Here is an 18,010-nt window from a genome sequence, read left to right as displayed (position 1 = left end):
TTACGCAAGTTAACCTTAATTTTAAACTTAGCTTAAATCCTTTTGTGACTTTTGTCGTTATATCTTTACTTTATCGTAAAGTTTTCTTATTACCCATGTGAGAATCCGGTAATTTTTGCTTCATCAAAATCCAGCTGCATTTCTATGGTTCTCATCACATGGTCATCAAATATTTTTTCTCTTTTCATTCTATGCAATTCATTTCTCTGTGCTTGAATGATCTGACGAAGAACATCTTTATTCTCATTAATTGCTGTCACATAATCTCCGGTAGAAGCCATACACTGGGCTTTATCAGCCATCAGCATCATTTCATTTTCCAGTTTATGTTTTTGGTGGCGTACAAGACTGTTAGAGACCGCCAGTTCAGAAAAGTCATTATCCAGCTTATGTAAAGCTGTTTCTTTAAGCTTACGCATTAGAATTACTTCTTGTTTTTCTTCCGGTAATTCGCTTCCGGCATCCTGTATATTTAATACTTTCAGGATTGGAGAAAGCAGTAATCCTTGCCCAACTAACGTAATTAAGATGATAACGAAAGTTACAAATAAAATGATATTTCGGTGCGGAAATGCATCTCCATTGGGTAAAAATGCAGGTATTGATAATGCTGCTGCCAATGAAACCACTCCCCTCATCGCGGCAAAGCTGATAATAAAGGGTTCGCGCCAATCTGGTTTCGGAACTTTTAACCTTAATTCTTTAGAGCAAATTCTTGGAAAATACATTAATGCATAACTGTATACGATTCTTGTTCCGATAATCGCACCACCAATTACTACACTATAGAAAATCCCTTCTGAAACCGTATAATCCGTCAACCCTTCCACCACGATTGGCAATTCAAGACCGATAAGGATGAAAATAATGGTGTTCATCAGAAATATTAACACACTCCAAACGTTCCCGGACTGTATCCTAGAGGTATGACTGAGATAGCAATGAGAGTTATAAGACATCAATAAACCTCCCGCCACTACAGCTAATACTCCTGAAAAATGGAAATGTTCTGCTCCCACATACATAATGTAAGGAACAATCAGGGTGATAACCGTATCTATATTAGAGTTTGTAGGAATAATTCTCAACAATGCACCAAACAAGAATCCTACGGCAACTCCCATTGCAATTCCACCAATAGCCATGGTAAAGAAATCCTGAATAGCGTCTCTCCAGATAAACTGTCCTGAAATAACTGCTGCAAGTGCAAATTTGAATACAATTAAACTGGATGCATCATTAATCAAACTTTCTCCTTCCAAAATATTGGTGATTTTTTTAGGAATTTTCATGTGTTTCAGTACCGAAGTTGCTGCTACGGCATCTGGTGGAGAATTTACCCCGCCCAATAGGAATCCCATCGCTACGGTAAGTCCCGGAATAATGGAAGATGAAAGATAAGCAACCACGATTGATGTTAAAAACACCAATCCAAATGCCATAGAAAAGATTTGTTTTCTCCATTTGTGAAAGTCCTGCCATGACGTAAACCATGCGGCTTCAAATAAAATAGGAGGAAGAAAAATCAGAAATACAAGATCAGGTTCTATTTCTACGCGGGGCATCCCTGGAACAAAGCTTATCAGCAATCCTGCAATCACAAGAAAAATAGGATAAGCTACCTTCAGTTTTTGCCCAATCATTACCAATATCATTACAGACAATAAGACTACAATGGATATTATAACATAACTGTGAATCATTTTGATTTAGTTTTTTAAGTATTTTTTTGTTAAGATTAATGGTCTGAACTGAGTTTGTTTTATCTCACGCAGGTAGAGCAGATTTCTTAATCTTTTTTAATTTAAAGCACAATATTGTTTTTTGGAGTGATGGCTGGCGGAAGATCAGTTTCATCCAGCATATCTCTCATATCAATTTCAATGGTACGGCTGATCTGAGTAATGGGAACATCGTTAGCACTTCCTTCAAATGGGTTCACCGATGCTTCTCCTACACTATCCAAGGTATGGAAACACCATGTTACCAATAACGAGAAAGGAATATTGAACCAGATAGTCCATCCTTCAACCATAGAACCTTCACCGAGTTTATCAAACTCCTTTAATAATCCAAAAGGAACAAAGACAATGAAAAGCAACAAAAGGTATGTTGTGATGGAGGAAAAATTTCTTGGATAAGGAAAATTCTTAATTCTTTCTGCTTTTCCCTGACTATCGGTAAATTTTACCAGCTGTTGATTAATCTGCGTCCATTGAAAGTCATTGATTTCTCCTTTTTCATAAGCTTCAGACAGCTCTTTACTTTGGTTAGCCATCAATTGTGTTGCTCTGTTCTTTTTACCCAGAATATATTGAAGTTCTTGTTCTGAAAGGTATTTTTTCAATTCATCATCCAGCTTAGAAAGCCTCTCCGGAATTTCATATTTTTTAGCATACTCATCAAACTGTGCTGTTCCTGTATTTTCCCATACCCTTGGTTCTCTAAGCTGAAACCTAAGTGCAGTAAGCCATGCATAATGACGAAGGAACATCTCCTTTACTTTATTTGGATCTTTGCTTCTAAGAGAGTCTCTCAGGATATATCCAAAACTACGGCTGTCATTAATAATCGCACCATAGATCTGCCTCGCTTCCCAAAGTCTGCTGTAGCTGGCATTATTTTTAAATCCTACGATAAAAGCAACAGCAGTTCCCATGATCGCAATAGGCTGCCAGGGCACAGAAAGAAATTTCCATCCTAAAAAGTACAGTACTGTAGGAATGGCTGCCAATACAATTAAGGCATAAATACTGCGGCGTGTCCAGTTGATAAATTCCCGTGCGCCAAATCTTTTTCCTGAATGCATATGTGTTATTTTTTTGTATTAAATTTCAATTAATCTCTTTCGATAATAGTTTTCATCAACGCATTCAGAAATGGTCAAAATCAGTTTTTGGTAAATGGTATATTATTATAAAAACCAATCTGAATTTGTCCTCGGTTTCTGTTTTCCTGAATCTGATTCATATATCCGGCTTCAATCCGCATGTTTTTATTAATCACATATCCCAGGGCTCCATAGACTCTGTTTCTATCAAAAACAGGACTGTTGAAATGCAGGAAAATTTCATTGTATACCGATGCATACAGTGTTTTCGGCAACATTTCTTTTTGAGTGATCGGAATATTAAATCCTATCATATAACGGAATCTCATTCTAAAATCATCTTCCAGAAAGCGTTCTTCCAAACGATAGCGATGCTGAAGGTTAAAACGTCCGAACTTCTGTTTGGTAATATATTGCTGGAAGATTCGGTGTTCTATATTTTCTTTTTTATCTCCTTTCACATAAGGCTGGCTCAGGATAAATCCGTATCCCAATAAGACGTTATTGTTGTTTTCGGTCAGATCATATCCAATTCCGGTACGGATCAGGAGCTGTTCCAAATCTCCAATAGCATCAAAATTTCGATACTGTACTTCATTATGCCAATTCAGTTTTTTACTGATCTTATTATTTCCAAAATACATATACCAGGCACCCAGATCACTTTTTTGTGCCATTGTCAAAACAGATCCTAAACTCAATACGGTGAATGCCAACTTCGTAAAAACCTTTCTCATGCTTATCAATTACTATTATCTATCGTTTTTAACAAAATTAATATTTTAAATCAATAATAGCAAACTATATTTTTATGAGAGATTTACATCAAGGTTATTATAGTAAATAACTTTAAACCTGATACTTTGTTCCAGTTCCTGCTATTTTAACCCGGAATCTGTTCTACCAATACATTTCTTCGGTCATTATCAAAATAGCTACAAGTCATTGCCGTCAAATCCATTACCCAGCCCTCTACTCCATTTTCTGCACAGTCTTTACAGAATGTGATGTAATCTGTACCTCCCTGCTGATGAAGCTTTAATCTTGTTTTAAAATTTTCAAGATTTACTGTTTCAGCTATGATAAGCTTATCATACTTACTTCCTGTATGGGCAGATTCATTATTTCCGTCAAAATATTCTGTATTTCCATCTGCTACAAAAGAGGTATAATGAGAAACTCCAAGATTTTTTATGGCTTTTATATATTGTGGAAAATCTGCTCCGCTTTTCACTTTTTGATGTTCAGTTTTAATATCTTCAACGGTAAATTTCATCATTCTATTTTTAATTAATGTTATTGTCTTTATCCAAATTTAAAAATTTTCGGGATGCAAATATAATATCAAATAAAAAACCGGCAGTATGACTGCCGGTAACTTATAACTATATTTAAGATACAAAATAGTAATCTTATGGATGTTGCTGCATTTTGGCAGGGTCATCATAATTAACCATCCAATTGATCCCGAACTTATCGGTAAACATTCCAAAATAAGCACCCCAGAATGTATCTGCTAATGGCATGGTCACTTGTCCCCCTGCAGAAAGACCATTGAATAATTTCTCTGCTTCGTCTTTAGATTCTGCATTAATGGAAATCGAATAATTGTTTCCTTCTTTGAAGTTGGAAGCCCATTCTCCGCCTGTATCACTTCCCATTAACATTGTTTCTTTAGAAATAGGAAGGGTAACGTGCATGATCTTATTCTTATCTTCTTCAGGAAGTTCTTTTCCTTCCATTGGAGGCATTTCTCCAAAAGTTCCGATATAAGGATATTCTCCTCCAAAAACTGATTTATAGAAGTCGAACGCTTCTCTGCAGTTCCCATTAAATGTTAAATAAACGTTTACTGATGCCATGATTGTTTTTTATGAGTTAAGTTTTAATTTGTTTTGAATTTTGTCTACCTATGCTGATCGATCAGAATCATATTTCCATCCGGATCTTTCAGATAGATATGCTCCGGGCCTGAAGTATTTCCATCAGCTTCTTTATCAATTTCTATCCCACCCTCTTTTAAACTCTGTTGGATTTCACGTACATCATCAAAAGACTCAAGATTCTGAGCATTCTGATCCCAACCCGGATTGAATGTCAACATATTCCCATCAAACATTGCCTGAAACAAACCTATTAAAGTAGATCCGTTCTTCATGATCAGATAGTTTTGTTCTGTGCTTCCAGCCATGATTGTAAATCCCAGTTTCTCGTAAAAGTCTTTGGATTTCTGAAGATCTTTTACACTGAGGCTGATTGAAAATGCTCCTAGTTTCATATTTTTAAAATTGATGGCAAAGCCTTTTTTAGAAATTATTGTCTTTAATAATCAGTCGATCATTTAAGATGAAATATTTTTAAAGAATTACTGATTTTTCAAACGGGTTTTCAGCTCAAGAGTTCCATCATAGCTTTTCCAGTCACCAATTAACTCTATATATTGTCCTTCTATTTTTTCAGTTTTTCTATTCCATTTAAAATTATAAACGAAACGTCCTTTGAAGACTCCTGAATGTTTTCCTTTATTCTCTTCTGCCATTTCATATTCACCAAATATAGTTCCTTGCTTTTTGGCATCTTTATATTTTAGAATAGAAATTTTACCTTCAAATTTTGCATAGTTGGTATCTACAAGAGAATATCCTGAAACGAAATATTCCTGATCATTCTTTTTATTCTGCTCAGAAATATTGATTTTAAGCTTCAGTTCCTGTCCCTTATTTCCAATCGTTCCGATATAAGGTTTACTGTTATTCAGCCAAGTGTTTGAAATATCCGGCATTTGCCCCAATACAAAATTGGCCGCCAGCATGAAGAGCAATAAAAGTTTTTTCATATAGTGATTTTTTTAAACTCCAAATTGAGAGAGGTGGTGGTTCAGGTGTTTTGCAAACATATTATTCCACTCTTGTGAAGTTAACTTTCCAAAGGAAAAAGATTCTTTACCATCAAATGCATCTGCTCCTAATTGTTGTGTTTTTTGAATAAAACCAATTAATCTTATCTTCTCTTCGTCAAAGTTTTTTCTGCCTGTTACCAAGAATTGAGGAGCTGTTGGGGAGTCCCTCGGATATGCTTTTTCACCTACTACTTTAGGTTTTACAAAAGTCTTTAAAATAAACTTGGCAATAGCTCCAGGTTTTTTATGTTTTTCCGGTTCGTACACCATTTCATACGTTACACTACAATGCGCCAACATTTGATCTACCGTCATTTTTCCCCATAATCCATGAGTATCTTCCACCAGCTTGTTTATCCTATCAATATAGTTTTGAGCGTCTTTTGCGTCAAATACATTTTCCATATACGATCTGTTTTTACTACAGACAAATATATCAGTTTTTTTGTTTGATTTTTATGCGGAGAGATTTTTTTGTTTCAGGATTGAGAGTTCGGGATTCGAGATTCGGGTTGATGAGTTTACGGGTGTAAGTATTGAAGAGTATTTGAATCTTGAGAATATAAGTTATATTGATTTACTATTTATTTGCTTTTGTTATTTTCATCATTCTTTCAATGAAAAAAGTACACGGGCAAAAATTCAAAGAATTTTTGCCCGTGTACTTTTATAAAAATCATATACAATCGAAATTGTACTGCTTATTCCTCTTCTTCTGAAATTCCTTCCCTTTCAATTTCCTGTGGAGCTGCTTTTTTGAAAATAAACCAAAGCTTAATCTTTAAAGCAATCCATCCTATAATAGCATAAACGACTAAAAGAATACTTAAATGCTCCAGATAAGGAAAAGTAAGCTCTACAGATCCTTTTTGAATCAATAGAATTTTAAAGGCTTGTAAAAAAGGGGTTAGTGGGATGATATTTGCGATAAACTGTACAAATGCAGGCATCGCATTTAAAGGCCACGTAAAACCACTGATGATAAACGCCGGTGAAGCAATAACCATAAGAATCTGTGTAGCTTTCAGCGCATCTGGGATCAGAATACTGATAAACACTCCAAGGAAAGAAACTGAACCTACAAAAACAGAAGTTAAAAGAATAAAATTGAGTATTCCTTCCGGCATTGGCACTTTGAAAATCATGTGCATCAAATAATAGATACTCACAATAAGAATGGAAAATACCCAAATAGGAATTACCTTAATCAACATGGTAGGAAATGCCCATTTTTTCATTTTCACATATTCTTTTACGAAAGAACCTCTTTGGAACTCTGCCGCGAAACTGACTGCCATTGCCAATAAAATCACCTGTTGTAATACTACGGCCAACATAGCAGGCCACATAAAAATAAGATAATTACTGGTCGTATTGAAAAGGGTAATATAATTGGTTTTAAATGGCTCATATTGTGTAACAGCTTTTGCTGCAGGCATTCCTGCTTTCTGTAGCGCTTTGATGGATGCTCCGGCAGAGAAAGTTCCTATCGTCAGCTGGAGTGCTTTGGATGCAAAATTGGCTGTCAAAACGTTTCCTGTATTCACATAAACATTGAGCTCTGGATATTTTTTCTGAAGCATATCTCCTTCAAAACGAGACGGAATAATAACAACTGCCGCTGCCTCATGACGGATTACCTCATCTTTGATGCTCAAAGGCTCCTGTAAATATCTTATCACTTTGATGCTCTTATTATCATCCAGCATCTCAGTTAATTGACTGGACAATGGTGTATTATCTCTGTCAATTACCAATACAGGTGTATTTTCAACTTTTCCGCTTTGGTAGACAAACCCCAGCAAGGTAGCATAAAAGACTGGTGCCAAAAAGAACACCGTTCTTAAGGTAGAATTGCCGATAAAAAGTTTGAACTCACGTTTTAAAAGACGGAAAAATTCTTTCATCTGTATATTTTAATGTTTTAAATGATCAGCCGCACATCTAAAGGTGCCTTCTGTTTCGTTTCAAATTATTTCAGGATAACATTGGCATTCACCAAAAGACTCTTTGCCTTATTCATATCCGTAGGTTTTACTTTAATCTCGTAAACAGCATCCTGCAACTGATAATCAGGATAAGCGGTAGTAATATCTGCATATCTTGTAAGCTGCTTGATGTATACAACAGATCCTTCCAGATTTTCTTTGTTGTAAACTACCTGCATATTTACATTCTGTCCCTTTTTGTATTTTGAAATAGCACTTTCAGGAACTGTAAATCTGAAATAAGTACTTTCAGGAATATATCCGTTGAACAAAGCAAAACCTGCAGTTGCCAATTCTCCCGGATTTAAACTGATGGTTTCAATTTCCATATCATTGGTCGCAATGATATATCTTTCTGAGTACGCTACATTAGCTTCCTGTAATGCTCCTTTTGCCTGAGAAGCCTGTCCAGCGGCCATTTCTACTTTTTCGAAACGGGTACCTCTGTTCACATCATCTAATTCTGCAACGACAGCATCGTATTGAGCTTTTGCTCCCTGAAGTTTCGCATAGATTTCATCATGTGCTTGTGGAGACATCAGACTATCACGGAACATATTGTTGGCTCTTTTATACGATTTCTGAGCAAATTCATATTGTTCTTTCAGTCCTTTATATTTGGCCTGAAGTTGCTTCAACTGATCCGGTGTTGCTCCATTTTTAGCCATTTGTTCCTGAGCTGTAGCAGCACTAACAGCCCCTTGAGCCTGGGCTATTTTTGCTGATACTTCCGGAACATCAAGCTGTGCCAGGGTATCTCCCTTTTTTACCGTCTGTCCTTCGGAGACATATATTTTTAAAATCCTTCCGGTTACTTTAGGAGCAAAAGAGATGACATCTTTTTTCGTTTTACCTTCAGGTTCTTTAATTTTTTCATTTTTCTTGTCACAACTTCCCAGTAAAAACAGAGAAGCAAAGACTATAGCTATATTTTTATGCATCATTTTAATTTTTATGGGATTAAATAAAATTTAGTAATATCCAGTTCCTGAGTAGCTCTCATAAGCTCTATTCCTGCTCTTCTCTGATTGAAGATCGCATTCTGGTATTCCAGCTCTGAGGCTTCAAGATCGTTTTCCGCATCAATAAGTTGGGATGATTTGCTCATTCCGTATCTGAATTCTTTTTCAGCTTGTACCAATGCACTTTTAGCCAATTCTTTTTCTTTAGCTTTTAAAGTGATCTGAGCTGTTGCAATATCATAATTGGTTTGATTATTAGCCAAATTCAGCGATAATTTCTTTAATGCATCTTCTTTTTGATTTTGCAGTACTTCTTTCCCTACTTTAGCGGTTTCTTCGGCATGTTTTCCTTCTTTACCATCAAAAATCTCCCATTTAAATCCAACTCCGGCAGTGATTAAAGGAAAAATATTGATGTTATTAGGACTCCAATCCAGTTTCTTGCCTTCATATCCAAGAATGGGAACAGCAGGTACTATATTTTCAGAACTTTTGATATGGTTTCCATAGAGCCCGATATAATATGCAGAGGCCATCAGCTGCACTTTTGGAATCATCCATGTTCTTTCTGCTTTTATTTTATAATCTGCTGCTGCAATTCCATGTTCAAGTGCTCGAACTTCCGCTCTCTGTTCTATTCCTCTTTCTGCTGCAAGAAGTTCTACAGGAGTTAAGGTTGGATCTATCATTCTCAGACGTTCCTTATTAATTCCCGTTAAAATATAAAGCTGGGTAAGCAGTAATTCTTTTTTCCCTTCATATTCTACCACTTTTGCATTTAAAGTAGCCTGAGCCAGTTCAATTTTTTTGTGATCGTAAGGAGTAATCAGACCGTATCCTAAGGCTTTATCCGCTGTTTTTTTATTGATATCCAGCCTTCTTTTGCTTTCATCCAAAACCTTTTTAGATTGATGAATAAGTGCCAGTTGGTCATAAGCTCTGGAAATACTTGCTACCACCTCATCTCTGGATTTTTCCAGCAGGACATCTTCAGATTTTTTCTTTTCTTCAACGGCTTTTTTCAGGTATTTTACCTTTCCACCGGAATACACAAGCATTTTAGCTTCTGCCTTAGCAACTCCTGAAAATCCGGATACATTGAAGTTGTTATTGAAAGCGCCTTCAGCAATATTGATAAAAGGAGCGAGATTAATTTCTGGGGACGTAAGTCTTGCTGTTCCGTTAAGGTAACCTGCTTTACCGCTTAATTCCAGAGTAGGAAGAAAGATATCTTTTAATTTATGTTCATCAAGATCGGTAAGTTTGTTTTGGGTAATCTGCATTTTCAGGTTCGAGTCCCGAACCATTGCACTATCCAGAAGTTCTTTAAAATCCGGCGCAGACTGTGCCCAGCCAAAAGCAGGAAAAGCAAAAAAACTAAACGTAAAAATCAATAAATTGTTTTTCATGGTTTATGTTTATAACAAATATAATGCAAAAATTGTTAAAATACTCAAAGAATATTTAACAAAACCATGAATTTAAAATAAGTTTAAAATCTGTTTAAGTTTTAAAGTACTTTAAAATAAAGTCTTGCCCAACCCGTTTAAATGTTAATTAAAAACTAAAAACCTTGAAAAAATTTTTAACTCCACTTTTATTAGTCCCTTTTCACCTGCTATTTTCTCAGAAAACAAAGGCATGTAAGTGTACACCATTTGAAAAACTAAAAGATAGCCTTGCACAATCGTCAACATTTTTTCGGACGGTTACAGAAGCACAAGCTCTTCTTCCTCCTTTTAAATATACTTCCGTAAAATATATAAAGAAAGCCGCTCAATCGAAAAACATTATTGATCCTGTTTACCAGCGAACAAAGGGTCAGCCATTGGGTGATATTGATACCTTGTATGCCATCAGGAAGGAAGAGTTTTCTAAAAAGATAAATGATATTCCTATCCCACTTATTATTAAGAAGGAAAAATTTAATGGGACAACCGCTATACTATATACCACAGATTCTTTTCTATCAAAGGATTATTATTTAAGAGTTTCCAAAGACAACGGAAAAAGCTGGCAAAATTATTTTACAGGATTGGTTGCTAATGATCCTTATTTTTTTAAATCCAATTCAAGGTATCCTTTGTGGAAAGACCAAAACCATATTCAGGTTGAAGCAGACATTACCCGAATAACCAAACTTCCTGTGTATGGAATTACACCTGATTATATTCTCGTAAAGAATAATGCATTGCTGACTCTTGACCTTTCGGAGATCTTAAAAGATTCTGATGGAGACGGTATCAATGATATTGAAGAAACCAGAAAACTTTTCACTAATCCTTATTTAAAAGATACTGACGGTGATGGCATCGATGACGCAGAAGACAGCAATCCTAAATATAAAACTCATGAAAATGATTTCACCAAACTTCTGCAGGGAATTTTATATGGCAACTATGATTTTTTAAAGGATGATGATCCTTATCATGAAGAATTTTTCATTCCACTGGCAACATTTAAAGAGGATCTGAAAGCCCAAAGAGACGAACTCCCCCAAAGAAAAAAAGATTTTGTATACTCTTTAGATTATAAAATCATTGTAACGGATGATGAAAATCTGAAAGGAATAGAACCTATTGATGAAAAAATCATCTTCCTGACTTCAAAAGAATTTGCTGAATACCGAAACTTCAGCTACATGAATAGCATGAATCCTTACTACAGCAAAATATTCCCATGTGATCAAGAGAAAGACACATACATTTTTATGATCGAAGGGATTACAACAGGAATTACTTATCTTATTAAAAAAACATCTAAAGGCTGGAACGTGGAAATTATCAGCGAATGGATTGCATAATCATCAGAAAACGATATAAAGCGAAAACTCCCCACATTGCTGTGAGGAGTTTTCTGTTTATAATAAGCTTGCAAATTTTACTTTTGAACTGCTTTTTTCATTCCGTTATCAGGTCTTAGAACTCTGTAACGAACTTCGATGTCTTTCGGTACATAGAATACCAATGGCAGTTTACTGTTGTATCTTACGATTTGAGGTTGAAGTGTAACAAACTTTTTAGTCAGCTTTTTATCCAGGCATCCCATTAATGTACCCGCTGTTTCTCCTTTTGATTCTACTTCATAATAGTTGTATCCCCATCCCTGAAGATCCTGAGTTTTCATTTCTCCCATTAAAGAGTAGTTGTTGCAGTCTAACATTTTTTCAGCTCCTACAAAAACTTCCACTTTTAAATCGTTTTCATTTTTTGCAACGGGAAGCTGAATATATACTTGTTTGTATCCTTCTTTAGCTTTTGGGAACATTTCAATCTGTAGTTTTTCAAACTTTTCAGCTTTCTTTTGAGCGAAAGCACTTACCCCAGCCATCAATACCAATCCAGTAATTAAAGTTTTTGAAAATTTCATTTTATTTGGTTTTAAATTTTACGTATTTGCTAATAGCCAAAAATCATTCCAAAATTTGAATTCCCGTTCCTTTTGTGTGTGAATTCATCTGAGGAGCATAGTAATTTTGCATTGTAGTAATGCCGTTTGAGAACTTTCCGGACGCGTTAGCAATTACATCATATTCAAATACATATTTACCTTTTGGCATATATTGAATATAGAAATTTGTGGACGCATCTTTAGTAGATTGATAATATCCTAAATTATTTTTCCACTGATATCCCGATAAGGCATCAAGAGGTTCAAATCCTGCGGCACGCATATCTTTAATATGAATAAACTCCATCGCTCTGTCTGTATTCAGGATCATTCTTACAGTTACTTTATCTCCTACTTTTAATGGTGTCTCCGGGGAAATTTTCTGAAGTTCTTCCCCGTTTACCGTTTTCACTTTCTTATACAGATCTTTGGTTATGGAAATATAGTTTTCGGATGATTTAATTTTATCCAGATCTTCATAATACTGCCAGAATAATCCTCCCTGAACAATTCCAGGCCCTGGTTTAGTGACCGTAACGGTTCCTAAGTTCTTATCTATGGCCTCTGTTTTCACTGTGGATTTCACATATCCTGTTGCCTGAGTCTGAGGAACAATTTCTTTTCCGCCCCAAACAATGGTTGCTTTATCACTTTCTGCACCCGTCCATGATTTTCCTGAATTTAGGATTGTAAAGATCACTTCCGCAGTTCCTCTTGAGCTTCCCCATGAGTTTACTTCTTTCTGCGTAACCAACCAGATCTTCATATCTTCAATGAATTGCTGATCATTAGATTTCAACGTATTGAAAGCCTCTAATGCTCCTGCATGATTCACGACTTTAGAACTAAACCAGCCCCAGTCATTCAGGTTCTGTTTCCAGTATACTCCTTGTGTCTTGGTATCTGTAGAAGTTTCTTTAAGATAATTCATCAGTTTATCAGATACATCCTTCACACCATAATTATTCATTAATAAAGCTGCACGGTGAAGTCCAAAAAATGTAAAGTCGCTAATCTTCGCTGTTCTAGCTTTTTCTTTTACCAATGTTTTTAAATTGGCTCCTTTTCCTTTTAAAGGATATTGTTTTTCCCAATAGTTTCTGGTATCCAGATAATCAAGCACCCAATTGTTCCAAACACTTCCTTTTTTAACATCTGCATATTTGCTGATCTCATTGTCTACATACTGAATCAGTTTAGCAACCAAAGTATTCTGTTCTGCACTTTGATAATCTTTTACGTTATCTTTTAACCATAGATTGATTTTTCCAAGATTCTTAAGAATATATAATGATGTACTGTAAGAACTTGGATATCCTGCATACCATGAGAATCCACCGTCAGGATTTTGTAGTTTACTGAAATCCGTCCAATCCTGGTTTATTGAATTTCTCATCGTATTCGTATCAAACAGAAGCGCCAGTTTTTGCATCTGTTCATTTTCATTTTTACTATTCAGTACCCAAGGGGTTTCTTCTAGCAACAGTTGTTTCAACTCCTGATTTTTTTCAAGATTTGAATTTAATATCCCTTTATTCTGATATTCATCAAATACCGTTTTCATTTTAGGATTAGCTTTGAAGATTTCAGAAGCCAATACATCTGCAAACCATTTATTGAAAACAACATCCGCTGAGCTGTTTTGGTCATTTTTCAGGCTTGGAAGCGCAAACATGATCTCCCAGATCGGATTGGTCGTCAACTCCAAGGTATTGGAAACATTAGAAGCTGTTGTAGAAGTATTATTTTTAAGGTTCTCCAGTACGAAAGTCTTTGTCTCACCTTCCTTCACAAAAACAGGTACAGCATCGGTAACCAACATTCTGTTTGGTAATATGGCAACAGCCTGTTGTTCTCCATCGGAATAAGCTCCTGCTTTTGCTACAATTTTTAAAATGATAGAAGAAACATTGTTTGGAACTTTTACCTTCCAGGTTAATGCTCCGTTTCCGTTTTCATTAAGATCAAAGTTCTGTGTTCCTGAAGTAATACCGAATTTTGAAGAGATGTTTTCATTGGTGAAGGCATCTAAAATCTGTAATTCAGCAGAACCATTCATTTTCTTATTGGTAAGATTGGATAGTTTTGATTGTAAGTTCAATTCGTCCCCTTCTCTTAAAAATCTCGGATAGTTTGGAGTGACAGAGAATTCTTTCTGCGTTACCACCTCTTTTTCTAAGGTTGCTGCTCTTGCATCTTTTGTATGCGCAAGGAACATTAGTTTCCACTTGGTTAATGCTTCCGGAGAAGTAAATTCAAAATTGACATTTCCTTCTGCATCTGTTTTCAGATCCGGATAGAAGAATGCGGTTTCATTTAAATTCTGGCGTACAGGAACTTTTTCCAGTGCTTCTTTGGATTCAGCCTGTTCTACAACACCATCTGCATCTGCTGCCTGACCTGCAGCCACATAGCCTGCTATAGCCGATTCTTTTTTAATTCCATAAGCGGCATTCACTACCACTTCTTCAATAGATGCTGAATTTCTAGCTACTGCTGAAGGTGCAGGAAGTGCATTCTTAAATTTTCTAGTTCTAGGTGATCTCACTCCAGCTCCTTCCAGATCATAAGATAATCCACCATCAAACCAGTTAAACTCAGGAACTGTTACATAATTTCCGTTATAATATCTTAGTCTGTTTTGATATCTTTTTTGCAGCAAATATTCTCTGATATCGTAAGAAGTAATGATATTGAGTGGTGTATACAACTTATCCCAACCATAATTATTTGCAGCAAACTGGTCTAAAGACATATCGTACATATTGGCCAGCACTTCAGCATTTACTTTTTCTTTATCATTTCCGGTCACTTTTACCGTCCATTTTTCTTTTGAATTCGGTTCTAGTTTATCTCTGAAAGTAACCGTTTCAATTTTTAAAGGTTTTTCAGTATCCTTTATTTTTAATGCCGCAGTTTCTGTTTGTACATCGTTAAATGCTACAATCTGGAATTGAAGATTAAGAGCAGATACACTTTTATCTTTTGGAATATCTGCAGTATACTCTAAAATTCCTTTTTTCAGCTGATGAGTTTCTGCGATCGTTTTACCGGATCCATCCTGAACAAAAACATTGACTAATGCATCAGGGATTGCAGAATATACATATACTCTTGCTTTCTCTCCTCTTGCTATTTCATCTTTTGGTGCAATTACCGTTAAGAATGTTTTCTGCGTCGGTTTTAGAGAATTTTTATCCCAAACGCTAAAATATTGAGCTGATTTAATTGTGTCTTTTCCTTCAATATTAAACAGTTCTAACTGATAATCTCCAGCCTCCAGTTTTCCTAAATCAAGATCCGAAGATTGAGTCTCTGAAGCTGGCTGCTGTTGTCTTTCTACCACTACTTTTTCTGTCTTCCAGTTTTTGATCTCATCATTTTTATCGAATAAATCGTGTGGGAACTTACTGATAAATTCTGCTTTTGAATATTGTGGAAGATTCTGAACTTCTGATTTAAAGTTATCTCTAAAAATTCGATCCGGAGCAGCTAGTTTTGATAGCTTAACCTGATATGATTTTTTAAGATTCTGCTCATTGTAGTTCTTAGTTTCTACCTTTAGCTTTGTATTTTCATCGCTGAATATATTCTTAATTTCATCAGCTTTGATATAGTGAGAAACTGAAGCCACTTTCAAATTTGTATTGGCTGATTGTGTTTCTCCATTGATATCGGTAACAGAAGCATTAATCTCGTAATTATCAATCTGTATTCCTTCTAATTTTTCATCTTTTTTAAGATCCAAACGAATCACAAACTCCCCTTTCTCGTTGGTTTTGGCTTCACCCAAAATGGAGTTTTCATTATCATTATCTCTTGGATACCACCAGAAATATTTCCATCGGATATTGTGCTTTTTGATCTCGTAGTTTACTGTAGTATTGCTTAGAGCAACTCCGGAAAACATCATTGCTTTCCCTTTTAACTCTATCGTCTGACCATATTTATACTCGTCTTTTACAGGTTCAAAACTCACTTCGAACTTTGGCCTTTTATATTCTTCTACTCTGATATCCTTATATCCTTGAGTATTTCCATCAGTATTCAGATAGAACACACCATTCAGCTTTCCTTTTGGTAAAATGAAACTACCATGATAGGAGCCAAATTCATTGGTGGTAAAACTTTGAGAAGAAACCTCCTGATTGTTAGCATCCATCAAAGTAATCTTTTGATTTACTCCTGAAAGTACAGACTCTACTTCATTATTCAAACGGGTATTGATGACTTTAAAGTAAACAGTCTGGCCAGGTCTGTAGATCGCTCTATCCGTAAAAATCTGTGCTTTGGATCGGGCTTCTTTATTAGGGTTGTAATCTTCACGTCCATTATTACCGTATACCTGCATGATCTGGAAATCATTGGTTTTGGGCTGCTGAATCAGATAAGTTCTGTAGTACTCTTTATTACCCGTAACAGGAAATTTAAAAACTCCTTTTTCATTGGTTTTTCCTTCTACTTTATTAACAGAATTACTATTTACGAATTCATAAAAGTTAAGATTTTCATTGGCAACAGGTTTTCCATTTTCACTATTCACTAATTTCAAATCATCTGAAAGCGAATTTCGGGAAGATCTGGATTGATAAATGATCTTGTTTCCGGAAACCAGAAAATAGAAATTTTTCTCTGGATCATTATCCTTCACCTCTACTCCTGCTACCGAATATTCTACCACATAAACTCCCGAAGGAAGCGGTTTAATTTCCAGGGATGTTTTATGAAGCTGATAATCTTTAGGATCTGAAAGCTGATAAGTTTCTTTTCTCACCAGGCTCTTTTTTACTTTGCTGAAATAGTTATTCGCATAAGAATTCTGCACATATTTCATCAATGATGTAAAGTCTTCTTTTACCTCATAAATGTTTAAAGAAAATTCTGAAACATTTTGATATTCTGCGCTAAAATGAATTGGCAGATTATTTTGGGTCTGCTTTTCATATTTGATACTCAATATCGGATTGGTGATCTGAGCTTCTTTGCTCTTAATGTTTTCGATAAAAGGTGATTTCGGATATTCACTTTTAGCTTGTGCAGCAATAGCAATTGCTTCTTTTGCTTTCTTTTTCATGACAAGCTCATCCATAATATCACCCATGATTTCCACTTTGTAATCTCCTTGTACATCAGACTTCACAAGTGACTGAAGTTGTTCAAGCTTATCTTTGCATGCGTTGACATTACAGTTATCTACCAATTTATTCTTCATGAAAAACAACTTGGAATTTCCAGTATTCTGTGCAATCAATTCATCAAAAATTGCATTGATGGATTTCCTGTTTTCCGCAAGTTCATTTTTTGTAAAAATAGCACTCTCAGATAAAAAGGCAATCTTTTTCAGGGAATACCAATCGTACAGACTTGGGAAATAAGCAATATCCTTAGTTTCTGAAAATAGAGACTTATACTTTTCCAGAGAAATCTTTTTTATTTCCTGCTTTTGCTGATCCAGCTCCTGATAGCTTTTGATTAAATAATTTTTAAAATCAAGCTTTGTCCAGGTCTCAATCTGTGCAACATCCTGCGTATTAATATTGGTTCGACCATTGATCTTCCAGGAATTTTGGTTGTAATAGTCCAGGAAAAAACCATTGAGAAGAACTTTATACACAAGTTTCTCCTCTCCTTTCAGTTTTCCTTCTGCCTCCTGAAGTTTTTTAAAGAATTTTGAAGCAGCATCATTCTGATCATCATCTACTGTTTGGTTGACAATACTGAATTCTGCTTTTAAGGAACGGATCAGTTGAATGGTATTATTTTCTTTCATAGCTTGGTTTTCCAGGTCTAAAATGATGGGAAGATTAGATTTATAAGCTCCTTTCTGACTGTTCTCTGCTATTTTTTTCCACTGGTCGTCATAATATTTCTGTGCGAAAACCGGCGAAAAGCCCAATGATAGCAGCGAAAGCATAAATATCTTGGAAAATCTTTTCATATG

General features: G+C 35.5%; 14 protein-coding genes. 1 reads left to right on the top strand and 13 read right to left on the bottom strand.

Annotated features, from left to right (window positions below; all coding sequences use genetic code 11):
* Positions 1-89: 89 nt before the first annotated feature.
* From GTR01_RS09185 to GTR01_RS09135, 11 genes are all read right to left on the bottom strand, one after another.
* The gene (locus GTR01_RS09185) at positions 90-1,703 is read right to left on the bottom strand and encodes a Na+/H+ antiporter (protein WP_160137547.1); all 1,614 of its coding nucleotides are present in this window, start codon (positions 1,701-1,703) and stop codon (positions 90-92) included.
* A 101-nt stretch (positions 1,704-1,804) separates the two neighbouring features.
* Positions 1,805-2,809 (bottom strand): bestrophin family protein, encoded by a 1,005-nt coding sequence (locus GTR01_RS09180; protein WP_160137546.1) that lies wholly within the window; start codon positions 2,807-2,809, stop codon positions 1,805-1,807.
* Positions 2,810-2,889: 80 nt separating this feature from the next.
* Positions 2,890-3,567, bottom strand: a complete 678-nt coding sequence (locus GTR01_RS09175) for a DUF2490 domain-containing protein (protein ID WP_185155111.1) — start codon at positions 3,565-3,567, stop codon at positions 2,890-2,892.
* A 146-nt stretch (positions 3,568-3,713) separates the two neighbouring features.
* Positions 3,714-4,109, bottom strand: coding sequence for a DUF1398 domain-containing protein (locus GTR01_RS09170; protein WP_228452197.1), 396 nt, complete (start codon positions 4,107-4,109; stop codon positions 3,714-3,716).
* A gap of 133 nt (positions 4,110-4,242) precedes the next feature.
* Positions 4,243-4,692 carry a VOC family protein gene (locus GTR01_RS09165; protein WP_160137545.1) on the bottom strand — a complete coding sequence of 150 codons (450 nt, stop codon included), beginning with the start codon at positions 4,690-4,692 and terminating at the stop codon, positions 4,243-4,245.
* Positions 4,693-4,736: 44 nt separating this feature from the next.
* Positions 4,737-5,108, bottom strand: coding sequence for a VOC family protein (locus GTR01_RS09160; protein WP_160137544.1), 372 nt, complete (start codon positions 5,106-5,108; stop codon positions 4,737-4,739).
* 87 nt (positions 5,109-5,195) lie between these two features.
* Positions 5,196-5,666 (bottom strand): hypothetical protein, encoded by a 471-nt coding sequence (locus GTR01_RS09155; RefSeq protein ID WP_160137543.1) that lies wholly within the window; start codon positions 5,664-5,666, stop codon positions 5,196-5,198.
* Positions 5,667-5,678: 12 nt separating this feature from the next.
* A complete protein-coding gene (locus GTR01_RS09150) occupies positions 5,679-6,134 on the bottom strand; it encodes a DUF1569 domain-containing protein (protein WP_160137542.1) in 456 nt (151 codons plus the stop codon).
* Between the two features lie 296 nt (positions 6,135-6,430).
* Complete coding sequence (locus GTR01_RS09145; RefSeq protein ID WP_160137541.1) at positions 6,431-7,636, bottom strand: ABC transporter permease; 1,206 nt, start codon at positions 7,634-7,636, stop codon at positions 6,431-6,433.
* A 65-nt stretch (positions 7,637-7,701) separates the two neighbouring features.
* The gene (locus GTR01_RS09140) at positions 7,702-8,658 is read right to left on the bottom strand and encodes an HlyD family secretion protein (RefSeq protein WP_160137540.1); all 957 of its coding nucleotides are present in this window, start codon (positions 8,656-8,658) and stop codon (positions 7,702-7,704) included.
* 11 nt (positions 8,659-8,669) lie between these two features.
* Complete coding sequence (locus GTR01_RS09135; protein ID WP_160137539.1) at positions 8,670-10,088, bottom strand: TolC family protein; 1,419 nt, start codon at positions 10,086-10,088, stop codon at positions 8,670-8,672.
* A 164-nt stretch (positions 10,089-10,252) separates the two neighbouring features.
* Here GTR01_RS09135 and GTR01_RS09130 point away from each other — a divergent pair, with 164 nt between their 5' ends.
* The gene (locus GTR01_RS09130; RefSeq protein WP_160137538.1) at positions 10,253-11,482 is read left to right on the top strand and encodes a hypothetical protein; all 1,230 of its coding nucleotides are present in this window, start codon (positions 10,253-10,255) and stop codon (positions 11,480-11,482) included.
* Positions 11,483-11,559: 77 nt separating this feature from the next.
* Here GTR01_RS09130 and eco read toward each other — a convergent pair whose 3' ends face one another.
* Positions 11,560-12,048, bottom strand: coding sequence for a serine protease inhibitor ecotin (gene eco / locus GTR01_RS09125; protein WP_160137537.1), 489 nt, complete (start codon positions 12,046-12,048; stop codon positions 11,560-11,562).
* A 43-nt stretch (positions 12,049-12,091) separates the two neighbouring features.
* The gene (locus GTR01_RS09120; RefSeq protein WP_160137536.1) at positions 12,092-18,007 is read right to left on the bottom strand and encodes an alpha-2-macroglobulin family protein; all 5,916 of its coding nucleotides are present in this window, start codon (positions 18,005-18,007) and stop codon (positions 12,092-12,094) included.
* Between the last annotated feature and the right edge of the window lie 3 nt (positions 18,008-18,010).

The organism is Chryseobacterium sp. c4a (assembly GCF_009900745.1).
In the GTDB taxonomy this organism is placed as follows: domain Bacteria; phylum Bacteroidota; class Bacteroidia; order Flavobacteriales; family Weeksellaceae; genus Chryseobacterium.
The sequence above is the reverse complement of the archived record's forward strand: the minus strand, read 5'-3'. Positions and strand labels throughout refer to the sequence as shown.

Bases quoted from the DNA above. Each gene is read 5' to 3' on its own strand.
- GTR01_RS09185 (WP_160137547.1), bottom strand. From the start codon at position 1,703: ATGATTCACAGTTATGTTATAATATCCATTGTAGTCTTATTGTCTGTA.
- GTR01_RS09180 (WP_160137546.1), bottom strand. From the start codon at position 2,809: ATGCATTCAGGAAAAAGATTTGGCGCACGGGAATTTATCAACTGGACA.
- GTR01_RS09175 (WP_185155111.1), bottom strand. From the start codon at position 3,567: ATGAGAAAGGTTTTTACGAAGTTGGCATTCACCGTATTGAGTTTAGGA.
- GTR01_RS09170 (WP_228452197.1), bottom strand. From the start codon at position 4,109: ATGATGAAATTTACCGTTGAAGATATTAAAACTGAACATCAAAAAGTG.
- GTR01_RS09165 (WP_160137545.1), bottom strand. From the start codon at position 4,692: ATGGCATCAGTAAACGTTTATTTAACATTTAATGGGAACTGCAGAGAA.
- GTR01_RS09160 (WP_160137544.1), bottom strand. From the start codon at position 5,108: ATGAAACTAGGAGCATTTTCAATCAGCCTCAGTGTAAAAGATCTTCAG.
- GTR01_RS09155 (WP_160137543.1), bottom strand. From the start codon at position 5,666: ATGAAAAAACTTTTATTGCTCTTCATGCTGGCGGCCAATTTTGTATTG.
- GTR01_RS09150 (WP_160137542.1), bottom strand. From the start codon at position 6,134: ATGGAAAATGTATTTGACGCAAAAGACGCTCAAAACTATATTGATAGG.
- GTR01_RS09145 (WP_160137541.1), bottom strand. From the start codon at position 7,636: ATGAAAGAATTTTTCCGTCTTTTAAAACGTGAGTTCAAACTTTTTATC.
- GTR01_RS09140 (WP_160137540.1), bottom strand. From the start codon at position 8,658: ATGCATAAAAATATAGCTATAGTCTTTGCTTCTCTGTTTTTACTGGGA.
- GTR01_RS09135 (WP_160137539.1), bottom strand. From the start codon at position 10,088: ATGAAAAACAATTTATTGATTTTTACGTTTAGTTTTTTTGCTTTTCCT.
- eco (WP_160137537.1), bottom strand. From the start codon at position 12,048: ATGAAATTTTCAAAAACTTTAATTACTGGATTGGTATTGATGGCTGGG.
- GTR01_RS09120 (WP_160137536.1), bottom strand. From the start codon at position 18,007: ATGAAAAGATTTTCCAAGATATTTATGCTTTCGCTGCTATCATTGGGC.